The following is a 21,940-nucleotide window of genomic DNA, read 5'->3' on the forward strand; positions in this document are numbered from 1 at the left end:
GGTCCTTCACCATGTTCCGCTATGCCTTGCCCCTCGCGTTGCCAGTCACCCTGGCTTTTTTATTGTCTGCGTGCGGTCACGAAGAGGCGCCGCAGGTCGGCGTGCGCCCCGCCATGGTGGTCCAGCCAGAGCCTTCGGCGCAGGTCATGGAAAGCTATCCCGGTGAAGTTCGAGCACGGTATGAGCCGGACCTGGCGTTCCGTATCGGCGGTAAAGTCAGCCGACGACTGGTCGAGGAAGGGCAGCGGGTCAAGGCCGATCAACCCTTGGCGGAGCTCGATCCCCAGGACGTGCGCCTGCAGCTGGAGGCCACCCGGGCCCAGGTCGCCGCCGCCGAAGCCAATCTGAACCTGGTGCGTTCCGAGCGTGATCGCTACAAGACCCTGATGGAGCGCCAACTGGTCAGTCGTTCGCAATACGACAACGCCGAAAACCTCTACCGCTCCGGTGAGGCGCGGCTCAAGCAGATCAAAGCCGAATTCAACGTTTCCAATAACCAGGCCAGCTACGCCGTGTTGCGTGCGCCGCAGGACGGCGTCGTGGCCAAGCGTCTGGTGGAAGTAGGGCAAGTCGTGGCTGCCGGGCAAACGGTGTTCACACTGGCAACCGATGGCGAGCGTGAAGTCTTGATCAGCCTGCCGGAGCAGAACTTCGGCCGCTTCAAGGTCGGTGCACCGGTGTCGGTGGAACTCTGGACTCAACCCGACCAGCGATTCGAAGGGCGTATCCGTGAACTGTCGCCGTCGGCTGATCCAAAATCGCGCACCTTCGCGGCCCGCATTGCCTTCAGTTCCGGCAAGGCTCCTGTCGAACTGGGCCAGAGCGCCCGAGTGTTCGTGCAGGCCGCCGACGTGGTTCCGCTTTCCGTTCCGCTGTCTGCGCTGACGGCGGAAAACGGCGTGACCTATGTCTGGGTCGTCAGCGCCAACAACACCTTGAAGAAAACCCCGGTGCGAATCGGTGCCTTCGGCGAGAAAACCGTACCGGTGCTGGAAGGGCTCAACGCCAGCGACTGGGTGGTGGCCGCCGGTGTCCATGTGCTTCTCGAAGGGCAGCAGGTGCGCCCGGTGGATCGCTCCAATCGCGTGGTCAATCTGGCGGACAAGGAGTAAGCCCCGATGCGCTTCAACGTTTCCGAATGGGCGCTACGTAATCGCCAGATCGTCCTGTTCCTGATGCTGTTGCTGGCCATCGTCGGCGCACTTTCCTACACCAAGCTCGGCCAGAGCGAGGACCCGCCGTTCACCTTCAAGGCCATGGTGATTCGCACCAACTGGCCGGGGGCGACCGCCGAGGAAGTCTCGCGCCAGGTCACCGAACGCATCGCAAAGAAGCTGATGGAAACCGGCGAATACGAGCGCATCGTGTCGTTCTCACGCCCCGGCGAATCCCAGGTGACCTTCATTGCGCGCGACTCCATGCATTCGGTGGAGATCCCGGAGCTCTGGTATCAGGTGCGCAAGAAGATCAGCGACATCCGTCATACCTTGCCGCCGGGGATTCAGGGGCCGTTCTTCAACGATGAATTCGGCACTACGTTCGGCAATATCTACGCCCTGTCCGGCGCGGGTTTCGACTACGCCGTGCTCAAGGATTACGCCGACCGCATCCAGATCCAGCTGCAACGGGTCAAGGATGTGGGCAAGGTCGAGCTGCTCGGTTTGCAGGACGAGAAAATCTGGATCGAACTTTCCAACGTCAAACTCGCCACCCTCGGCTTGCCGCTGGCGGCCGTCCAGCAGGCCCTTGAAGAACAGAACGCGGTGTCCACGGCAGGATTCTTCGAAACCAGCAGCGAACGATTGCAGCTACGGGTGACGGGGAATTTTCAGACGGTCGACGAGATCAAGAACTTCCCGATCCGCGTCGGTGATCGCACCTTCCGCATCTCCGACGTGGCCGACGTGCGCCGTGGTTTCAACGATCCTCCGGCGCCGCGCATGCGCTTCATGGCGCAGGACGCCATTGGCCTTGCGGTGGCGATGAAGGACGGCGGTGACATCCTGGTGCTGGGCAAGGCACTGGAAATCGAGTTCGCCCGCATCCAGAAAAACCTCCCGGCCGGCATGGAGCTGCGCAAAGTCTCCGACCAGCCGGCGGCGGTGAAAACCGGTGTTGGCGAGTTCGTGCAAGTGCTGGTTGAGGCGCTGGCCATTGTGTTGCTGGTGAGCTTCTTCTCCCTCGGCGTGCGCACCGGCATGGTGGTGGCCCTGGCGATTCCGCTGGTGCTGGCGATGACGTTCGCGAGCATGTATTACCTTGGCATCGGCCTGCACAAGATCTCCCTCGGCGCGCTGGTACTGGCCCTGGGTTTGTTGGTGGACGATGCGATCATCGCCGTGGAAATGATGGCGATCAAAATGGAGCAAGGCTTCGACCGGGTCAAAGCTGCGAGTTATGCCTGGACCAGTACCGCGTTCCCGATGCTCACCGGTACGCTGATCACCGCGGCCGGCTTCCTGCCGATTGCCACGGCGCAATCGGGCACCGGCGAATACACCCGTTCGATCTTCGAGGTGGTCACCATCGCGCTGTTGGCGTCGTGGGTGGTCGCGGTGGTGTTCGTGCCGTACCTCGGGGAAAAACTCCTGCCGGACCTGGCGAAGATTCACGCCGCCAAGCACGGTGCCGGCCAGCCCGATCCGTATGGCACGCCGTTTTATCAGCGCGTCCGGCGTCTGGTGGAATGGTGCGTGCGCTGGCGCAAATCCGTGATCCTGGTGACCGTGCTGTTGTTCGTTGCCTCCATCGTGCTGTTCCGCTTTGTACCGCAGCAGTTCTTCCCGGCATCGGGGCGCCTGGAGTTGATGGTCGACCTGAAACTGGCCGAAGGCGCTTCGCTGAGCAACACCGCCGACGAGGTCAAGCGCCTCGAAGCGCTGCTCAAGGACAAGGCCGGGATCGACAATTACGTGGCCTACGTCGGCACCGGTTCGCCGCGTTTCTACCTGCCGCTGGATCAGCAACTGCCGGCGGCGAGCTTCGCCCAGTTTGTCGTCCTGGCGAAAACCATCGAAGAACGGGAAACCTTGCGCACCTGGTTGATCTCAACCCTTAACGAGCAATTCCCGGCTCTGCGTTCGCGGGTCACGCGCCTGGAAAACGGTCCGCCGGTGGGCTACCCGGTGCAGTTCCGCGTGACCGGGGAGCACATCGAGGAAGTGCGTGCGCTGGCACGCAAAGTTGCGGCCAAGGTTCGCGAGAACCCGCATGTGGTCAATGTCCACCTGGATTGGGAAGAACCGAGCAAGGTGGTGTACCTGAACATCGATCAGGACCGCGCGCGAGCGCTGGGCGTGAGCACGGCGAACCTGTCGAGGTTCCTGCAAAGCTCCCTGACCGGTTCCAGCGTCAGCCAGTACCGCGAAGACAACGAGTTGATCGAGATCCTGTTGCGCGGCACGCTCGCACGAGCGCACCGAGTTGTCATTGCTGCCGAGCCTGGCGGTGCCGACCGATAACGGTCGCAGTGTCGCGCTGTCGCAGATCGCGACCCTGGAGTACGGCTTCGAGGAGGGCATTATCTGGCACCGCAACCGCCTGCCCAACGTTACCGTTCGCGCCGACATTTATGGCAAGGAACAACCGGCGACGCTGGTGCAGCAGATCATGCCGACTCTCGATCCGATCCGCGCCGAACTGCCTGACGGCTACTTGCTGGATGTCGGTGGCACGGTGGAAGACTCGGCGCGCGGTCAGAACTCGGTGAAGGCCGGCGTGCCGTTGTTCATCGTGGTGGTGTTGACCTTGCTGATGCTGCAGCTGCGAAGTTTTTCGCGCACGGCGATGGTGTTTCTGACCGCGCCGCTGGGGTTGATCGGGGTGACGCTGTTTCTGTTGGTGTTCCGTCAGCCGTTCGGTTTTGTGGCCATGTTGGGGACCATCGCATTGTCCGGGATGATCATGCGTAACTCGGTGATTCTGGTGGATCAGATCGAGCAGGATATCGCGGCGGGGCTCAAGCCCTGGCAGGCGATCATCGAGGCGACGGTGCGGCGGTTCCGGCCGATTGTGTTGACGGCGCTGGCGGCGGTGTTGGCGATGATTCCGTTGTCGCGCAGTGTGTTTTTCGGGCCGATGGCGGTGGCGATCATGGGGGGGTTGATTGTGGCCACGGCGTTGACGCTGCTGTTTTTGCCTGCGCTTTATGCTGCCTGGTTTCGGGTTCGCAAAGAGTCGGTTTGAGGGTCTGACCTTGGCGGCCTTCGGGCCGACCATGCTCTTGGTTGATTGAGTACATATCCGTTTCTGCGGTAACGGCGGCTGGCGGTTTCGCCCTTACGGCCAGCCCTTTCAAGGTCTTCGTTTAAACTCCCCCCAAAACTCCAGTCAGGGTGACGAAAACGATGTGGGCAGAAGTTCTAGCGCGGTTTGAAAAAAAGACACCGGCCAGTGTCATGACTAAATTGATACTGGAGCAGGCTGTTCCTGCCGAATGGGTTGATCAGGTGTTTGAAGAACACCGTCAACGCCAATACCCGCGTGAGCTTTTGTTTTCGACCATCGTTGAGCTGATGTCCCTTGTTTCATTAGGTTTGCGCCCTTCTTTGCATGCCGCTGCCCGGCAAATGGAGGGGCTACCGGTTACCTTGGCGGCGCTCTATGACAAGGTCAGCCGCACAGAACCGGCCTTGTTGCGAGCCTTGGTCACCGGCAGCGCCGAGCGCTTGGCTCCGACGATAAAAGAGTTGGGCTGTTCAGCCATTTTGCCCGGCTGGCAGCTGCGCATCGTTGACGGCAATCACCTGCCATCTACCGAAAAACGCTTGGGGGCTTTGCGGCGTGAGCGAGGTGCGGCGCGACCAGGGTTTTCAGTAGTGGTCTACGACCCGGACCGGGATCAGATTGTCGACTTGCAGCCATGCGAGGATGCCTACGCGAGTGAGCGCGTCAGCGTGCTGCCGTTGTTGGCCTGCGCCACTAAGGGCCAGCTGTGGATGGCTGATCGGTTGTACTGCACGCTGCCCGTCATGCAAGCCTGCGAGGAAGCGGGCGCTTCTTTCATTATTCGCCAGCAAAGCAAGCATCCACGGTTGATTGAGGAAGGCGGCTGGCAAGAATCTGTGGCCATCGAATCCGGAACGGTGCGCGAGCAAATCATCGAACTCAAAGGTGGTCACCGCTGGCGCCGAGTTGAACTGAACCTACAGACACCTACTGACTCAGGCGACACTGTGATGTGGTTCTGGAGCAACTTGCCAGACACCGTCAGCGCCGGGCAGATCGACGAGTTATACCGTCGTCGCTGGAGTATCGAAGGGATGTTCCAGCGCCTGGAATCGGTGCTGGACAGTGAAATCGAAAGCCTTGGCGCTCCGCGGGCGGCGTTGCTGGGTTTTGCTTCAGCGATCTTGGCCTACAACGTCCTGGCAGTGCTCAAACGCAGCGTGGAGCAGGCTCATCGCGAGACATTGCCCGAAGGCTGGGAAGCTTCGATCTTCCATCTGACGGTACAAGTACGCAGCGGTTATGAGGGCATGCAGATCGCGTTGCCCTCGGACTATCTATCACTCCAAACGACCTCGGAAACGCTGGCGGAGCGTCTGTTGGCGCTGGCCAGGAACATCAAGCCCAAACAGGTCGCCAAAAGCATACGTGGTCCCAAAATCGCCAAACCCAAGGAGTGGCTGGACGGCAAAGCTGCGCATGCTCATGTGTCGACCGACCGGGTGCTCAAAGCCCATAAAGCGAAAACACCTTGAAAGGGCTGGCCCTTACGGCGAGTCACTTTTTTTACAAACGCCTAAAAAAAGTAACCAAAAAAACGCTCGCCCCGAACGTACGGCCCCTCGCTAAGGCTCGGCGTTCCTTCGCTCCGGTATTCATCCGGGGGCATTGCCCTCCGGTCGGCTTCGCTTCGACCTACATGCAATGAGTTCGACTGCGTCGAACGGCGCTGCGCGCCAATCCCCGGATGAACACCTCCACTCAGCCTCCCGAGGGGGCGGGTGGATCAAGATCAAGAGCTGCAGGCGAGCTAACGCTCGGCCTGATGAGTGGTGAGAAGCAGTGAGTGTACGCCGACCCATTGTGGGAGCTGGCTAGCCGACCAATCCCTCACAGATGTACCCGATCCAATTGTAGGAGCGAGCCTGCTCGCGATGGCGGCTTATCGGTCAAAACCGTCGTTGCCATTTCAGCAACCCTGACTGCAAGAACCTGTACCAACCAGCGGGCCTTCATTGTTCCTACATCTATCTCGGACCCGTCTGATATTGAGGCTAAAAAGCTCAGGTGTTGTACTCAGCGCCCGGTTTCACGCATGTTTGAGACAGCACCATGAAAAATCCACCCACATTGAGGGGGCGGTCCGATCCGGTGTTTGATCGGCTGTTGCGATCGCCCCACAAGGAACGCCTTTCGCAATACCTTGCCTTGCTCAAGCCCCTGGACGATCAGGGGCGTTACCTGCCGTTCGATTCATTGCGCTATCGCTGGGCGCCTGGATTGGATTCGAACCTGTGCTGGGCCTTGGTCAAGAAGGCGCGGACTGCACAGTATTCGAGCCTTTTGCCATTGGGTGAACCGGCGTGCTGGCTGAAATTCATGCTGACGCCGCAAGCGCAAAAAGCCATTTCCGTAGTGGATCGTCAGGCGACAACCGCAGTGCTGGAATACATGACCGGCCAGATCGGCGAGCGCGCTCATTTCAGCTATTTGCTCAATGATCTGATCGAAGACGAGGCCATCAGCAGCAGCCAGCTCGAAGGTGCGGCCACCACGACGCGGGTGGCCAAGGACATGCTTAAGCGCCATCGCTCGCCGCGCACGCCGGATGAGCGAATGGTCATCGGTAACTTCAAGATGATGAACTTCGCCTGGGAGCAGCGTTACGAGCCACTGAGCGTTGAGCTGATTGCAGCCATGCATCGAGTTGGCGTCGAGGGTATCGACGATTCGCAGTACTCGCCAGGGGCGTTCAGGATCAACGATGACGTCGTCGTCCAGGATGGCGAGGGCAACACGGTGCATTCGCCACCGCCTGCAACAGGGCTCGCGTCACGCTTGCAGGTGCTGGCCAAGTGGATCAACCAACCCCACAACAACCCTCATCAAGCGGACTACCTTCATCCATTGATCAAAGCCATCGCGCTGCATTTTGTCTTGGGTTATGAGCATCCCTTTCGCGACGGCAACGGTCGGGTAGCGCGCGCGTTGTTTTACTGGTTCATGTTTAAAAATGACTACTCGGCGTTTCGCTACATCGCCATCAGTGTTTTGTTGCGCAATGCGCCGTTGAAGTACGGGCGGTCGTATTTGAATACCGAGGCGGATGATCTGGATCTGACGTACTTCATCGATTTCCAGTGTTCGGTGGTGTTGCGGGCTGTAGCCAGTTTTACCGAGGCGTATCGGAAAAGTCTGGACGATGCGCAGCAATTTGATTGCTGGCTGCGTGAAAGTGGTTTTCTCGACCAGCTCACCGAGAAACAGCGGGCGTTGTTTCAAGTGGCCAGGAGCGGAGTGGCCAAGGAGTTCACGGCGGTCAATGTGAAGGAGAATCTGGGTTGTTCCTACAACACGGCATCAGCCACGCTCAATGGGCTGGTCGCATTGAAGTTGTTCGAGAAGCGCAAGATGGGGCGCGAGTGGGTGTTCTTTCTAAGGCCAGTATCAGAGGCCTGAACCTTTGTGGGAGCAGGCCTGCTCCCACAGGTTTTGTGTCGCGGCTCAGAGCGTACCAAACACCTTCTTCGCCAAACTGGTCGCCGCAGCCGCCGGGTTCTGGCGGATGGTTTCTTCCTGTTTGCCGATCATTTCGAACAAGCCATTCAGCGCCTGCTCGGTGACGTAGTTTTCGACGTTGGCATTCTTCGCATCCACTACGCCCATGGTCGCCGCTTGCCCGGCGAAGGAGTTGTATTGCTGGGCCAGGCCAACCTTGTCGGTGGCTTGCTTGACGATGGGCAGGAATTTGGCGCGGATCTGTTCGCGGCTGGTCTTGTTCAGGTATTGGGTAGCCGAGTCGTTGCCGCCGCTGAGGATGCCCTTGGCATCTTCCACGGTCATTTTCTTCACGGCATCGACGAGGATGGGCTGGGCCTGGGTCACGGCGGTTTCCGCCGCTTTGTTCATGCTGGCTTCCAGTTCATCGACCTGATCGCCCATGCCGAACTGTTTCATCTTGCTCGCGACTTTGCCCAGTTTGCCCGGCAGTTCGATTTTCACGTCCGGGTTGTTGCTGAAACCACCCGGGGTGCCGAGTTGTTTGACGGCCAGTTGCGCGCCTTGGGTCAGTGCGTCCTTGAGTCCGCCTGTGGCGTCTTTCTGCGACAGGTCGGTGAGGGACAGCGCCAGGGCGTTGGCACAGATCATCAAGCCTGCGCACAGGCCGGCAAAGCGGAGGGTAGGGCGGAGCATGGCAACTTCCTTTTTCGAAAAAGACATTTAGTAGCGGGCCGGGTCGACACGGACCTTCAGCGGTTGTGGATCGGTGCCGTCCAGGCGTACGGCATGATTCTCGGTGGTGATGAACATCAGTTTGCCGTCGACTTCGATACGCGCACTCACCGAGTAACGGTGGTTGGGCTCTACCTTCAGCGGGTCGTAGCTGAGGTGGAAGGCCAGGGGCACCTGGCCCTTGACCTGGCCGCGCTGTTCGTCGATGACCTTCGCCGGGGCATCGGCGAGTGAGATGTCCTGCAGGCTGACGCTCAGGACCGCCGTCGGTGGCAGGGCGATGCGTTGCAGGTAGAAGACTTCGCCATCGAGGGAGGCCTTGGGCGCCGGTGTCGGGTGCTGGCAGGCTGTCAGCAGGACGGCGGCTGCGATCAGGGGCAGTTTTGTCATCGGTAAATCTCCGTATCGAGGGCGCCAGAACCGACTGGCGCCCTGATCAATCTAGACGCTTTGTACAGGTGGGGCGGCCTGGTCGGCGGCATCTTCACTGCGATGCAGCGCAACCTGACGGATCGACAAACGAATCTCCGCCGGCAATACGCGCTTGGCCGCGCCTTCGGCCAGTTCACCGAGCAGTTCGTGATAGCTCAGCTTGCCCGTTTCATCGCGCTTGAGCACGTCGAGGTCGAGCATGGTCTGGATGAAGTGGCGGAACAGGCTCTTGTCGAAGAATTCCGGGGCGTTCAGGCCATGCAGGATCGACAGGCGCTGGGCCATGACCGTGCACAGGTCTTCCAGTTCTTCGGCGCTGATGCTGTTCTGGCCGCTGTTGAGCAGTAGGGACACGGTCATGTAGAAGCGCTGCAAGGTCTGGGCGATGCTTTTCGACAGCAAGGTCAGCAGCACAAAATGCCGCGAGCTGGGCGCCGGGCGCAGGTACACGTCGTTTTCGAAACGCAGCAGGCCTTGTTCGACGAAGGCTTCCAGCCACTGATCGATCACCGCATCCAGTTCGTCCAGCGACCAGCGAATGAACAGTTCCGCTTGCAGGTACGGGTACAGCGCGCGGGTGTAGCGCAGGATCTGTTCGCGGCTCATGCGCGAGGCGCTCTGGAAGAAGCTCGCCAGCAGCGCCGGCAGTGCGAAGATGTGCAGCACGTTGTTGCGGTAGTAGGTCATCAGGACGGCGTTCTGTTCGTCCAGATACAGGATCTTGCCCAACGCATCGCTCTGCTCGGACAGCAGGTCCATGTCTTTCACGTGCTCGATCAGCGCCCGGCCATCGCCTTCCGGCAAGGTGGTGTGCGGCGAATAGGGGACCTTGCGCAGCAGCGCCAGGTACAAATCCAGCACCCGCGCCATGGCCCGGTCATCCAGCGCCAGTCGGGTGGTCGACAGCAGCGCCAGTGCCACCAGATTGACCGGGTTGATCGCCGCCGCTTCGTTCAGATGCCGGGCGACTTTCTCGCCGAGGCGGTTGGTGGTTTCGTTGAGCCAGGCGGGTCTGAACTGCGGGCCGAGTTCCTGTTGGCGCCAGTCCGGCTGCTCGCCGTCGAGGAACTCCGCCAGCTTGATCGGCTCGCCGAAGTTCACCGCCACCTGGCCGAAGCGCTGTTTGAGCGCGCCGATGACTTTGAAAATATCGAAGATCGACTCTTTCTTCTTGGCCGCACCGCGCAGTTCGCCGAGGTAGGTCCGGCCCTCCAGCACGCGCTCGTAGCCGATGTACACCGGCACGAAGACGATGGGCATGCGCGACGAACGCAGGAAGCTGCGCAGTGTGATTGCCAGCATCCCGGTCTTCGGTTGCAGCATGCGCCCGGTGCGCGAACGGCCACCTTCGACGAAGTACTCCACCGGGAAGCCCTTGGTGAACAGGGTGTGCAGGTATTCGTTGAACACCGAGGTGTACAGCGGGTTGCCCTTGAATGTGCGACGCATGAAGAACGCGCCGCCGCGACGCAGCAGGCCGCCGATCACCGGCATGTTCAGGTTGATGCCGGCAGCAATGTGCGGCGGGGTCAGGCCGTTACGGAACAGCAGGTAGGACAGCAGCAGATAGTCGATGTGGCTGCGGTGGCACGGCACGTAGATCACTTCGTGACCCTGGGCGACCTTCTGCACGCCTTCGATGTGATTGACCTTGATGCCGTCGTAGATCTTGTTCCAGAACCAGCTCAGCACCACTTCCATAAAACGGATCGCAGTGTAGGTGTAGTCCGAGGCGATTTCGTTGCCGTAGCGCAGCGCTTGAGCTTTGGCCTTCTCCGGCGAGATGTTCTCGCGCTCGGCTTCGTCGAGGATCGCTTGTTTGACCTGTGGCTGGTTGAGCAGGCCTTTGACCAGGTTGCGACGGTGGGAAATGTCCGGGCCGATCACCGCGGCCTTCAGGTTGCGAAAGTGCACCCGCAGGATGCGCTGGGCCATGCGCACGGTGCGCTCGTGGCCCTTGTCGTGTTCGATCAGTTCGCGCAGGTGGATCGGCGCGGAGAACTGCACGCGGGTCTTGCGGCCCAGCACGATGACGCTCAGCAATCGGCGCAAGCGCCCGGTAACGGCCCAGCTGTCGGCGAACAGCAGTTTCCATGGGCTGTTTTCGCTGTCCGGTGATTGGCCCCAGAACACGCTGACTGGAATGATCTGCGCATCTTCGGCGGCGTTCTGGCTCAGGGCGCTGACCAGGCGGGTCAGTGTCGGCGGTGCGCCGCGCTTGTCCTGGCGGCCGAGCCAGTCCGGGTCGGGCGTCAGGTAGAAGAACGCGGCAGGCTCCAGCAGGTTGCCCACCGATACCGGCAGCACCGGGCGTGGCAGGCCGGCCTTGCTGCATTCGGTATCGACCACGGCAAGGTCGGTCAGCGAAGGGTTTTGCAGGACGTAGAACACCGGACGACTGCGGTCGAGGTTGAGGGTGAACGACGACTGGTTGATCGTCTCGGAGCGAACCCAGAGGTACAACAGTCGGCGCAGGGTGCCAAACACAAGACGGCGGAACGGGGAGCGGGTCATACGGCTTCTGCGTGAGTGAATAAAACCGAGCGTTTGCTCGGGAGGCCGATAGTGTGCCGGATTCGTCGAAAATCGGCAAAAAAGCGCGTAAGTAAACTCCTGTTGAGAGTTTTAACGTCTGTCATATACTCGGCGCTCTGTCGCCGTTGCCCTCATGGGACCGGTATGCGCAGGCTGATGTTCCCGAGGCTTTCCTGCGAAAAGCCCGACCAATAATAAAAAGGGAGTATGAACAAATGGCAACACGCGAAACCGGCAATGTGAAGTGGTTCAACGACGCCAAGGGCTACGGCTTCATTCAGCGCGAGGACGGGGTGGACGTGTTCGTGCACTACCGCGCGATTCGCGGTGAGGGACACCGTTCACTGACCGAAGGCCAGCAGGTTGAATACGCGGTGGTGGAAGGGCAGAAGGGGTTGCAGGCTGAGGATGTTGTAGGTCTGTAACCAAAGTCTTCAGAACACCCAAAAACACTGTGGGAGCGAGCTTGCTCGCGATGAGGTCCTTTCAGCCAACGTAGATGTTGGATGTAAGTTCGCTATCGCGAGCAAGCTCGCTCCCACAGGTTTGGTGTATAGGCTTTTACGCGGTTTTCCAGGTGATTTCTTCTTCACCATCAACGCTGATGCGAATCCAGCGGTCGGCTGTTTCCTCACCCTCTTCCTCGACCCAGGTGCCCGGTGCGCAACGCACTTCCACGTTCAGCGCGGCAAACGCGGCGCGGGCGCAGGCGATGTCGTCGTCCCACGGGGTCTGGTCGCTTTCCAGGTACAGACTGTTCCATTTGCCGACGGCTTTTGGCAGCCAGGTCACTGGCACGTTGCCGGCCTTGCACTTGTAGGTCTGGCCCTTCTGGACCCAATCGGTGCACGGGCCCAATGCCGCGCCGAGCCAGGCGGAAATGGCCTTGTGGTCGACGTCGGCGTCTTTCAGGTAAATCTCGATATCGGGTTGGCGCATGGATGTCCTCACTGCGGGTCTGAAAAATCCATTCGCGGATTTAGCCGGTTTCGGGCACTCGCCCGGAACCAAAAGTTATTGAAGAACGAAATAATCGTAGCGCATTGATACGGTGGTCTCGAACGGCTCGGCCTGTTCGATAACCGCTGTCCGGCGCTCGGCACTGGCACGCCAGCCGTGGGGCGTCATCGCTAGCAGGTTGGCGCGGTCCTGCGGCTTGTCCAGCGTCAGCTTGAACGTCAGCGTCTCGCTGTGCGCCAGTGCCATGCCTTCCGGCACCAGGTCCAGATGCTTGTCGTCAATGTACTCGCGGACTTCGTCATACAGCCGCTCGCGCAGTTCCATCAGGTGGCCGCTGGTCGGTCCGACTTTCATCAAGCCACCGCCAACACTGAGCAGGCGCTTGGCTTCTTCCCAATCCAGCGGGCTGAAGATACTGGCCAGGAACTGGCAACTGCCGGAAGCCAACGGCACCCGCGCCATGCTGGCGATCAACCAGGTGAGCTGCGGGTTGCGTTTGCAGGCGCGTTTGACCGCTTCCCGGGAGATGTCCAGGGCATAGCCCTCGGCATCTGGCAGGGCCTCGGCGATTTGCGCGGTGTAGTAACCCTCGCCACATCCGATGTCCAGCCAGTGCTGCGGTGCATAACCAGCAGCCAGCTCCGCCAGACGCTTGGCCACCGGGGCGTAGTGCCCGGCGTTCAAAAAGTCTCGGCGGGCTTCGACCATCGCCTGGTTATCCCCAGGGTCACGGCTGTTCTTGTGCTGTACCGGCAACAGGTTCAAGTAACCCTGGCGCGCGCGGTCGAAACGATGCCCGGCGGGGCAGGCCACGCCGTTGTCCACCGCATTGAGCGGCTCACTGCAGATCGGGCACGCAAGCATCAGGCGAGCAACTTGATCAGGGTCTGGTAGTAGATCTCGGTCAGCACATCGAGATCGGCGGCCAGCACGCGTTCATTGACCTGGTGGATGGTCGCGTTGACCGGGCCCAGTTCAACTACTTGGGTGCCCATGGTCGCGATGAAGCGGCCATCGGAGGTACCACCGCTGGTGGACGCCTTGGTGTCGCGACCGGTGATGTCCTTGATGCTCACCGACACCGCGTCGAGCAGCGCGCCCGGTTCGGTGAGGAACGGCAGGCCGGACAGCGCCCAGTCGATATGCCAGTCCAGGCCGTGCTTGTCGAGGATGTCGGCGACGCGCTTCTGCAGGCCCTCGACGGTGGACTCGGTGGAGAAGCGGAAGTTGAACACCGCCACCAGGTCACCCGGGATCACGTTGGTCGCACCGGTGCCGGAGTTGACGTTGGAGATCTGGAAACTGGTGGGCGGGAAGAAATCGTTGCCGTGGTCCCAGTGCTCGGCGGCCAGTTCGGCCAGGGCCGGGGCCGCGAGGTGGATCGGGTTCTTGGCCAGGTGCGGATAGGCCACGTGGCCCTGCACACCGTGCACGGTCAGCTTGGCGCCGAGGGAGCCGCGACGGCCGTTCTTGACCACGTCACCGACCAGGGTGGTGCTCGACGGTTCGCCGACGATGCACCAGTCCAGACGTTCCTTGCGCGCGGCGAGGCGTTCGACCACGGCCTTGGTGCCGTGGTGCGCCGGGCCTTCTTCGTCGCTGGTGATCAGGAAGGCGACCTTGCCCTTGTGATTCGGGTAGTCGGCGACAAAACGCTCGGAGGCGACAGTCATGGCGGCGAGGCTGCCTTTCATGTCGGCGGCGCCACGGCCGCAGAGCATGCCGTGTTCGTCGATCAGCGCGTTGAACGGTTCGATCTGCCAAGCCGCCACCGGGCCGGTCGGGACCACGTCGGTGTGGCCGGCGAAGCACAGCACCGGACCGTCGTCCTGGCCGTGGGTGGCCCAGAAGTTATCCACATCTTCGATGCGCATCGGTTCCAGGGTGAAACCGGCATCGCCCAGGCGCTGCATCATCTGCTTCTGGCAATCGGCGTCGATCGGCGTCACGGACGGACGGCGGATCAGGTCGATGGCGAGTTGGAGGGTCGGCGAAAGGTCGGCGAGGGCCGTCATGGAAAACTCCGGAATCATGGAATATGAGCTTGGGGTTGAATGTGGGAGCGAGCCTGCTCGCGAAAGCGGCGTGTCAGTCAACATAAACATTGATTGTGACAACGCATTCGCGAGCAGGCTCGCTCCCACAGGTCTCGGGTTCGGTTGGAAACCGCATGCCGCCAAGCCCCGCAAAATGGCGCTTATCTTAAAGCAAAACGGCGACCATTGGCCGCCGTTTAGTGCATCCGCAGAGATTTAGACGACAGGTGCCGTTTCAGGCTCGGCGGTCGGTTTCGGCAGTGACGACAGGAACGCCATGATCAGCGCCGCCAGGTACGGCAACGACTGCACCAGCAACATGGTCACCCAGAAACGCATGTCGTTGCTCGGCATGCCGTTCACCAGGAAGATCCCCAAGGCCGCGCCCCACAACAGCAGCATGATGAACATCTCTTCCCGGGCTTCCGAAATCGCCACCCAGAAGCCGTGATTGTCGGCATTCTTCGGCGTACGGAAGAACGGAATGCTGCTGGTGAAGAAGCCGTACAGCACCGCTTTGGCGATGGTGTGGGACAACGCCAGACCGGCCAGCGCCGCGCAGAACGCATCCTTCAAATTGACCCCGACCGCACGACGGTAGAGGAAGATGATTTTGGCGACCTTGAACACGAACAGCGCCAATGGCGGGATCGCGAAAATCAGCAGCGGCGGATCGACCCGTTGCGGCACGATGATCATTGCCGCCGACCACAACAGTGCGCCGACGGTGAAGAAGATGTTCATGCCGTCCGCCACCCACGGCAACCAGCCCGCGAGGAAGTGGTAACGCTGGCCACGGGTCAGCTCGGTGTCCTTGCCGCGCAGCAGGCTGGCGGTGTGGCGCTTGATGATCTGGATCGCTCCGTAGGCCCAGCGGAAACGCTGTTTCTTGAAGTCGATGAAGGTATCGGGCATCAGGCCTTTGCCGTAGCTGGTGTGGTAATACGCTGCCGACAGGCCTTTTTCGAATACCCGCAGGCCCAGTTCGGCGTCTTCACAGATGCACCAGTCGGCCCAGCCCAGTTCTTCGAGCACCGAGCGACGGGTCATGGTCATGGTGCCGTGCTGGATGATCGCGTCGCGGTCGTTGCGGGTGACCATGCCGATGTGGAAGAAGCCCTTGTATTCCGCGTAGCAGAGCTTTTTGAAGGTGCTTTCGTTCTGGTCGCGGTAATCCTGCGGCGACTGCACCACAGCGATTTTCGGGTCGGCGAAGTGCGGCACCATGTGCTTGAGCCAGTTGCGGTCGACGCAGTAGTCCGAGTCGATCACGGCAATGACTTCGGCATCCTTGGCGGTGTGCGGGATCAGGTAGTTCAGCGCGCCGCCCTTGAAGCCGGCCAGCGGGGCCACGTGGAAGAACTTGAAGCGTGGGCCGAGGGTTTCGCAATAGTCGCGCACCGGTTCCCAGACCGCCGGGTCCTTGGTGTTGTTGTCGATGATCAGGACTTCGAAGTCCGGATAATCGAGGTTGGCCAGGGCGTTGAGGGTCTGTTTGACCATCTCCGGTGGCTCGTTGTAGCAGGGTACGTGAATCGACACTTTCGGGCGGTAGTCCGAATCGCCTACCACGGGCAGGAATTCACGCCGACGTTTGTGGGTCCAGACGGTCTCGGCCAGTTCGTGGGCTTCGGTCAGCAACACGATAAACACCCCAAGCGCACCGAGGGCGAGCAAGAAGCCTACCGTCAGGCTGAACCAGGTGCTGTATTGCTGGCTGTAGTCGTAACCGATCCACACCAGTGCCGAACCACCGAGGAACGCGGTGAAGGTCAGGAAGGTCCGGCCGCGTTGACGCAGGGCCGAGCCGTCGATCATCAGCAGGGTCAGGGACAACAGCGCCAGTACCACGGAGCCGACCGCCAGTACCCGCCATTGCGGAATCGCCACCACCGGGCCTTCGAAGTTGAACTTCTGCTGGCGCGCGGCGTTGAACACACCCCAATAGGCGCCGACGGAACCTTCGTCGCTGGCTTTCCACGGCTGGTCAAACGCTTCGATCACGAAGTAGTTGAAGCCCTGGCGGTTGAGCTTGTTGACCAGGGTTCGCAGGTAAATCGCCTGGTCCGCCGGGGAGGCATCGGCGCCACCGCGCATGCGGCCGTTGCTCGGCCAGCCCACTTCGGACAGCAGCAGCGGCTTTTTCGGGAACATTTTTTTCAGGTCGCGGGCGCGGTCGAGGACGAACTGCCCGGCCTTGTCCATCGGGACGAATTCCCAGTAAGGCAGGATGTGCGCAGCGATCAGGTCGACATGCTTGGCCAGTTCCGGGTGTTCTTCCCAGACGTGCCACTGCTCGGACGTCGTCACCGGCACCTTCACGGCGGCACGCACGCGATCAAGCATGACGCTGAGTTCCTGGGCGGTGATTTCCTTGCGGTAAATCGCCTCGTTGCCCACCACCACACGAACCACGCTGCGCGAGGAGTTGGCGATTTCAATGGCGCGGGTGATTTCCCGTTCGTTGCGCTCCTGATCCGGGCTGATCCAGATCCCCAGGGTCACCCGCAAGCCGAACTCTTCCGCCAGTTTCGGGATGTCTTGCAGGGTGCCATCGACCGAGTAGATGCGGATGTTGTCCGTCAGCTTGCTCATGATCTCCAGGTCGCGACGCATTTGATCGTCGGTCGGGAACTGGTCCTTCTGCGGGAACTGGCCCTGCTGGAATGGCGAGTACGAGAAACCGGAGATCTGTTCAGGCCAGTTGGGGGCGGTGACCGGGCGATTGATCAGCGCCCAGAAGCCGGTAAACAAGGCAGCGATGGCGAGCACCACGACCAGGTTGAGTCCAAATTTACGCGATGACATAGTTATTTCGGGTTCCAAAGACTGTGGAACGAAGGAACGGTTGGCGGTCGCCAAGGGGCGCGCATCCTACACCGGGCATTCTCTGGTCGTACAGCGAACAGGGAATTGCCGGACATTGGGCAATCCAAGTCGGTTTAAGTTCTTCCTTTAGAGCGTGTAGGGCAAATCTTTGTTCGATGTAGTTTTCGTGGATGTTGCCCGTTCATAGCGCAATGATGCTCTTGCGCGCCGACGGCCCTATAATGCGCGCCGGTTTTTGGGGTAATGGTCATGAGTACAGAAGATCCGCGGTTTGCCGGCATCGCCCGTTTGTATGGCATCGAAGGCCTTGAGCGCCTGAAAGCGGCCCACGTGGCGATCGTCGGCGTTGGTGGCGTCGGTTCCTGGGCGGCGGAAGCCATGGCCCGTTGTGGCGTGGGCGAGATTTCACTGTTCGACCTCGACGACGTCTGCGTCAGCAACGCCAACCGCCAGTTGCACGCGCTGGACAGCACGGTGGGCAAGCCCAAGGTCGAGGTGATGGCCGAGCGTCTGCGCGGGATCAACCCGGACTGCACGGTGCATGCGGTGCCTGACTTCGTTACCCGCGACACCATGGCCGAGTACATCACGCCGAACATCGACTGCGTGATCGACTGCATCGACAGCGTCAACGCCAAGGCCGCACTGATCGCCTGGTGCAAGCGGCGCAAGATCCAGATCATCACCACCGGCGGCGCGGGCGGGCAGATTGACCCGACGTTGATCCAGGTCTGCGACCTCAATCGCACGTTCAACGATCCGTTGGCTTCGAAAGTGCGTTCCACGCTACGTCGCGACTACGGCTTCTCACGCACCGTGACCCGCCATTACAGCGTGCCGTGCGTGTTTTCCACCGAGCAACTGCGCTACCCGAAACCGGACGGCAGCATTTGCCTGCAGAAGAGTTTTGTCGGTGATGGGGTGAAGCTCGATTGTGCCGGCGGGTTTGGCGCAGTGATGATGGTGACGGCGACTTTCGGCATGGTCGCGGCGACCAAGGCTGTGGACAAGATTGTGGCGGGTGTGCGGCGGCCGGCGGAACGGGTCAAGCCGCAGGTTTAGTCGGTGTGGCTGAAGGCCTCATCGCGAGCAAGCTCGCTCCCACAGGGATTTCGGTGATCCTGTAGGAGCGAGCCTGCTCGCGATGGACTGCGTAGCAGTCCCTTTATTGAGCTAACTCCCGCATCCGCTGAAGCACCGCATTCAAGCCATTACTGCGGGACTCGGACAACTGCCGTCCCAGCCCCAACTGATTGAACCAGTCCGGCAAATCCACCTGCTGCAACTCGGCCGCGGACAAGGCGTTGACCCTCGCCAGCAGCAACGCCACCAACCCGCGAATCAACCGCGCATCGCTGTTGGCGCTGAATTGCCAATGGCCATCGCGTAACTCGCCCACCAGCCATACCTGGCTTTCACAGCCGTGCACCCGGTTGGCATCGCACATCTGCGTATCACTCAAGGCCGGCAGACGCTCGCCCCATTGCATCAACAGGCGTGCGCGTTGTTCCCAGCCGGCTGCTTTCTGAAAGGTCTCGAGTGCCGTGACGGCATCGGCAGGCAGGTTCATCGCAATAGCTCCAGCGCCTGATCCAGGGCTTCAAAGAACCGCTCCAGGTCTTCGGAATCGTTGTACAGCGCCAACGACACCCGAATGGCTCCGGCCAGTTCGAAGCGCTTGAGCAGTGGCATGGCGCAGTGATGGCCGGCACGCACCGCGATCCCTTGTTCGGTCAGCAAATGCGCGAGATCGGAGTTATGCACACCCTCGACGGTGAAACTGGCCAGCGCCACTTGCGGCTTGCCCAGCAGGCGAATACCGTTGCGCGCCTCCAGGCCCTTGAGCAGGCAGGCATGCAGCGCGGCTTCATGGGCGGACACGGCGTTCTGATCGAGCCCGGCGAGGTAATCCAGGGTCGCTCCCAGACCAATCACACTGGCAATCGGCGGCGTCCCGGCCTCGAAACCCAGCGGTGCCGGGCGAAAGCGTGCGTCGTGGTAATTGGCATCGAGCACCATTTCACCGCCGAACTGCCAGGGACGTAGCTGTTGTAGCGCTTCATTACGCCCGAACAGCACACCCAACCCGTCGGGACCGTAAAGCTTGTGGCTGGAGAACACATAAAAATCGCAGCCCAACGCTTGCACGTCGTGGCGGCCATGGACCACGCCCTGGGCGCCGTCGATCACGGTCAGGGCGTTGTGAGCCTTGGCCAGTGCCAGCAATTCAGGCAGCGGCTGCCATGCGCCAATCACGTTGGACAACTGGCTGACGGCCAACAGGCGTGTGCGCGAGCCGATCAGGCCGGCGGCGGCTTCGAGGTCGATCACGCCGTCGGCATCCAGCGGCAGAATCACCAGTTTCAACTCGCGACGGTGCGCCAGTTGCTGCCACGGCAGCAGGTTGGCGTGATGCTCCAGGGCGCTGATGACAATCTCGTCGCCCGGATTGAAAAGATGTTCCAGGCCATAGGCCAGGAGATTCAGCGCGGACGTCGCGCCGTGGGTAAAGATGATCTGCCCGCAATCGCCGGCATTGAGCCATTGCGCGACTTTGCGGCGGCTGTCCTCGAACGCCTGGGTGGCGTGGGCGCCGGGCAAATGCTGCGCCCGATGCACGTTGGCCGCGCCGTTGGCGTAGTAGTGTGCCAGGGCATCGAGCAGGGCTTGAGGTTTTTGCGTGGTGGCGGCGTTGTCCAGATAGGTCTGGTCTTGCCGTTGCAGGGCGGCGATGGCCGGAAAATCGGCACGCCAGGGAGAGAGAATCATCATGTGTTCAGCCCTGTGAACTTGGGCGGATGTACACCGGACCTTGTGGGAGCGAGCTTGCTCGCGATGGCGTCCGTAAGGCCGCCAAAAAGCATCGCGAGCAAGTCGAATCGTCGCACCGTCGCTCCCACAGGTGCCTGCGGCACTTAGTTGTGAGCGTGCAGCGCTTCGTTCAGTTCGATGGCCGATTTGTGGGTTTTGCATTCCACGGCACCGGTCTCCGAATTGCGACGGAACAGCAGGTCCGGCTGGCCGGCCAGTTCACGGGCCTTGACCACTTTGACCAGTTGATTGTTCTCGTCCAGCAGCGCGACTTTTGTGCCGGCGGTCACGTACAGGCCCGACTCGACGGTGTTGCGGTCGCCCAACGGGATACCGATACCGGCGTTGGCGCCGATCAGGCAGCCTTCGCCAACCTTGATCACGATGTTGCCGCCGCCCGACAGGGTGCCCATGGTCGAGCAGCCGCCGCCCAGGTCCGAACCCTTGCCGACGAATACGCCAGCGGATACGCGGCCTTCGATCATGCCCGGGCCTTCGGTGCCGGCGTTGAAGTTGATGAAACCTTCGTGCATCACAGTGGTGCCTTCGCCCACGTAAGCGCCCAGGCGCAGACGCGCAGCGTCAGCGATACGCACGCCGGCCGGAACCACGTAGTCGGTCATTTTCGGGAACTTGTCCACCGAGAACACTTCCAGCAACTCGCCGCGCAGGCGGGCTTCGAGTTGCAGTTCGGCCAGTTCGCTAAGGTCGACTGCGCCCTGGCTGGTCCAGGCCACGTTTGGCAGCAATGGGAAGATCCCGGCCAGGTTCAGGCCGTGTGGCTTGACCAGGCGATGGGACAGCAGGTGCAGCTTGAGGTAGGCCTCAGGGGTGGACGACAGCTGGGCGTCTTCAGCCAGCAAGGTGGCAACCAGCGGCTTGTGGCTCTCGGCCAGACGGGTCAGCAGGGCAGCCTGGGCAGCGTCGACGCTTTTCAGGGCTTCAGCCAGTTGCGAGGCCTGGGCGGTGCTGAACGCGATGGCCTGATTGCCTTCGGTGTAGCCCAGGATCGGTGCGATAGCGGCGAGGACTTCAGCCGATGGCTTGAGGACCGGGGCGGCGTAGAACACTTCCAGCCATGCGCCTTGACGGTTTTGAGTGCCGACGCCGAAGGCCAGGCTGAACAGGGTAGTGGACATGTGTATACCTCTAACAAAATTGAACGGGCTGCTTACTTGAGCGCGGCCGCGTAGATATCTGGCTTGAAGCCAATCAGGGTTCGGTCACCGAGATCGAGCACCGGGCGCTTGATCATCGAGGGTTGTGCGAGCATCAGTTCGATGGCTTTCGTCTGGTCGAGATCGGCTTTGCGTTCGTCGTCGAGCTTGCGAAAGGTCGTGCCTGCACGGTTCAACACCACTTCCCAGCCGTGCTCGTTGCACCATTGGGTCAGGTGTTCACGGTCGATACCGACCGCCTTGTAATCATGAAAGTCATAGCTGACAGCGTGTTCATCGAGCCAGGTGCGCGCCTTTTTCATGGTGTCGCAGGCTTTGATGCCGAAAAGGTGCAACGTTTTGCTTGAAACGGTCAAGGAATTGCCCCCTTTGCAGGTGCCGTAAATATTAAGGTGACGGATTATGCCATGTGCATTGAGTTAAAACGCAAAACCTGTGGGATTGGCGCGGTCCGGGTGCGATATAGGTGCAAGGGCCACCGGTAGTCTAAGCGGCTAATATGGCACTTCAAGGCGTCCGGGAACATGTCCGAATAGCGACATCAGTTGGAGGTGTTCAACGACTCCGCTGAAGCCCAGGCCCTGGCCTTTCAGATGGACTTGCTGGAACGGCGCTTGCGCTTGAAGGCGCTGCGGGCGCAGCGCCTGGAGTTGTACAGCCTCAGTTGTCATCACCAGATTGGTGATGACGTGTTGCGTGAGGTGTTGGGGGAGTTGGACTTGAGTGAGGCCAAGCTTGGCCAGGTGAAGTGAACCTGGC

General features: G+C 60.8%; 16 protein-coding genes and 2 pseudogenes. 7 read left to right on the forward strand and 11 right to left on the reverse strand.

Going from position 1 to position 21,940, the window contains the following annotated elements:
• Positions 1-11 precede the first annotated feature (11 nt).
• The 4 genes and pseudogenes from AABM52_RS05700 (at position 12) to AABM52_RS05715 (ending at position 7,626) form a co-directional block, all read left to right on the forward strand.
• A complete protein-coding gene (locus tag AABM52_RS05700) occupies positions 12-1,112 on the forward strand; it encodes an efflux RND transporter periplasmic adaptor subunit (RefSeq protein WP_347910879.1) in 1,101 nt (366 codons plus the stop codon).
• Positions 1,113-1,118: 6 nt separating this feature from the next.
• Positions 1,119-4,185, forward strand: a pseudogene (locus AABM52_RS05705) (efflux RND transporter permease subunit).
• A 212-nt stretch (positions 4,186-4,397) separates the two neighbouring features.
• Complete coding sequence (locus tag AABM52_RS05710; RefSeq protein WP_347910880.1) at positions 4,398-5,702, forward strand: IS4 family transposase; 1,305 nt, start codon at positions 4,398-4,400, stop codon at positions 5,700-5,702.
• Positions 5,703-6,279: 577 nt separating this feature from the next.
• Positions 6,280-7,626, forward strand: coding sequence for a Fic family protein (locus tag AABM52_RS05715; protein WP_347910881.1), 1,347 nt, complete (start codon positions 6,280-6,282; stop codon positions 7,624-7,626).
• A 45-nt stretch (positions 7,627-7,671) separates the two neighbouring features.
• Here AABM52_RS05715 and AABM52_RS05720 read toward each other — a convergent pair whose 3' ends face one another.
• The 3 genes from AABM52_RS05720 to plsB are packed head-to-tail and all read right to left on the reverse strand — an operon-like array spanning position 7,672 to position 11,346.
• Positions 7,672-8,361: a DUF4197 domain-containing protein gene (locus AABM52_RS05720; RefSeq protein ID WP_347910882.1), complete on the reverse strand. Its 690-nt coding sequence runs from the start codon at positions 8,359-8,361 to the stop codon at positions 7,672-7,674.
• A 27-nt stretch (positions 8,362-8,388) separates the two neighbouring features.
• Entirely contained in the window at positions 8,389-8,790 is a 402-nt protein-coding gene (locus AABM52_RS05725; RefSeq protein WP_347910883.1) for a YbaY family lipoprotein, read from the reverse strand.
• Between the two features lie 51 nt (positions 8,791-8,841).
• Positions 8,842-11,346 carry a glycerol-3-phosphate 1-O-acyltransferase PlsB gene (gene plsB / locus AABM52_RS05730; RefSeq protein WP_347910884.1) on the reverse strand — a complete coding sequence of 835 codons (2,505 nt, stop codon included), beginning with the start codon at positions 11,344-11,346 and terminating at the stop codon, positions 8,842-8,844.
• A 236-nt stretch (positions 11,347-11,582) separates the two neighbouring features.
• On the opposite strand from plsB, the gene AABM52_RS05735 reads away from it, so the two are divergent.
• Entirely contained in the window at positions 11,583-11,792 is a 210-nt protein-coding gene (locus AABM52_RS05735; protein WP_007954750.1) for a cold shock domain-containing protein, read from the forward strand.
• Between the two features lie 136 nt (positions 11,793-11,928).
• Here the strand turns inward: AABM52_RS05735 and AABM52_RS05740 are convergent, their stop codons facing one another.
• From AABM52_RS05740 to AABM52_RS05755, 4 genes are all read right to left on the reverse strand, one after another.
• Positions 11,929-12,306 carry a hypothetical protein gene (locus AABM52_RS05740; protein ID WP_008052800.1) on the reverse strand — a complete coding sequence of 126 codons (378 nt, stop codon included), beginning with the start codon at positions 12,304-12,306 and terminating at the stop codon, positions 11,929-11,931.
• Between the two features lie 75 nt (positions 12,307-12,381).
• Entirely contained in the window at positions 12,382-13,191 is an 810-nt protein-coding gene (locus AABM52_RS05745; RefSeq protein WP_347910885.1) for a putative RNA methyltransferase, read from the reverse strand.
• A complete protein-coding gene (dapE, locus tag AABM52_RS05750; RefSeq protein WP_347910886.1) occupies positions 13,191-14,342 on the reverse strand; it encodes a succinyl-diaminopimelate desuccinylase in 1,152 nt (383 codons plus the stop codon). Before dapE ends, AABM52_RS05745 begins: the two co-directional genes overlap by 1 nt.
• A 237-nt stretch (positions 14,343-14,579) precedes the next feature.
• Entirely contained in the window at positions 14,580-17,171 is a 2,592-nt protein-coding gene (locus tag AABM52_RS05755; RefSeq protein ID WP_347910887.1) for a glycosyltransferase, read from the reverse strand.
• Positions 17,172-17,435: 264 nt separating this feature from the next.
• On the opposite strand from AABM52_RS05755, the gene tcdA reads away from it, so the two are divergent.
• Positions 17,436-18,254: a tRNA cyclic N6-threonylcarbamoyladenosine(37) synthase TcdA gene (gene tcdA, locus AABM52_RS05760; RefSeq protein WP_046041104.1), complete on the forward strand. Its 819-nt coding sequence runs from the start codon at positions 17,436-17,438 to the stop codon at positions 18,252-18,254.
• A gap of 103 nt (positions 18,255-18,357) precedes the next feature.
• Here tcdA and AABM52_RS05765 read toward each other — a convergent pair whose 3' ends face one another.
• The 4 genes from AABM52_RS05765 to AABM52_RS05780 all read right to left on the reverse strand — a co-directional run bounded on the left by AABM52_RS05765 (position 18,358) and on the right by AABM52_RS05780 (position 21,483).
• Positions 18,358-18,762, reverse strand: coding sequence for a SufE family protein (locus AABM52_RS05765; protein WP_347910888.1), 405 nt, complete (start codon positions 18,760-18,762; stop codon positions 18,358-18,360).
• Entirely contained in the window at positions 18,759-19,964 is a 1,206-nt protein-coding gene (locus AABM52_RS05770) for a cysteine desulfurase (protein ID WP_347910889.1), read from the reverse strand. Before AABM52_RS05770 ends, AABM52_RS05765 begins: the two co-directional genes overlap by 4 nt.
• A 143-nt stretch (positions 19,965-20,107) precedes the next feature.
• Positions 20,108-21,142, reverse strand: a complete 1,035-nt coding sequence (gene dapD, locus AABM52_RS05775) for a 2,3,4,5-tetrahydropyridine-2,6-dicarboxylate N-succinyltransferase (RefSeq protein WP_223458364.1) — start codon at positions 21,140-21,142, stop codon at positions 20,108-20,110.
• A 32-nt stretch (positions 21,143-21,174) separates the two neighbouring features.
• Positions 21,175-21,483, reverse strand: coding sequence for an arsenate reductase (locus AABM52_RS05780; RefSeq protein WP_238538813.1), 309 nt, complete (start codon positions 21,481-21,483; stop codon positions 21,175-21,177).
• 222 nt (positions 21,484-21,705) lie between these two features.
• On the opposite strand from AABM52_RS05780, the pseudogene AABM52_RS05785 reads away from it, so the two are divergent.
• A pseudogene (locus tag AABM52_RS05785) lies at positions 21,706-21,933 on the forward strand (Na+/H+ antiporter); the annotation flags it as partial.
• Positions 21,934-21,940: the final 7 nt, after the last annotated feature.

Source organism: Pseudomonas grandcourensis (assembly GCF_039909015.1).
Lineage (GTDB): Bacteria > Pseudomonadota > Gammaproteobacteria > Pseudomonadales > Pseudomonadaceae > Aquipseudomonas > Aquipseudomonas grandcourensis.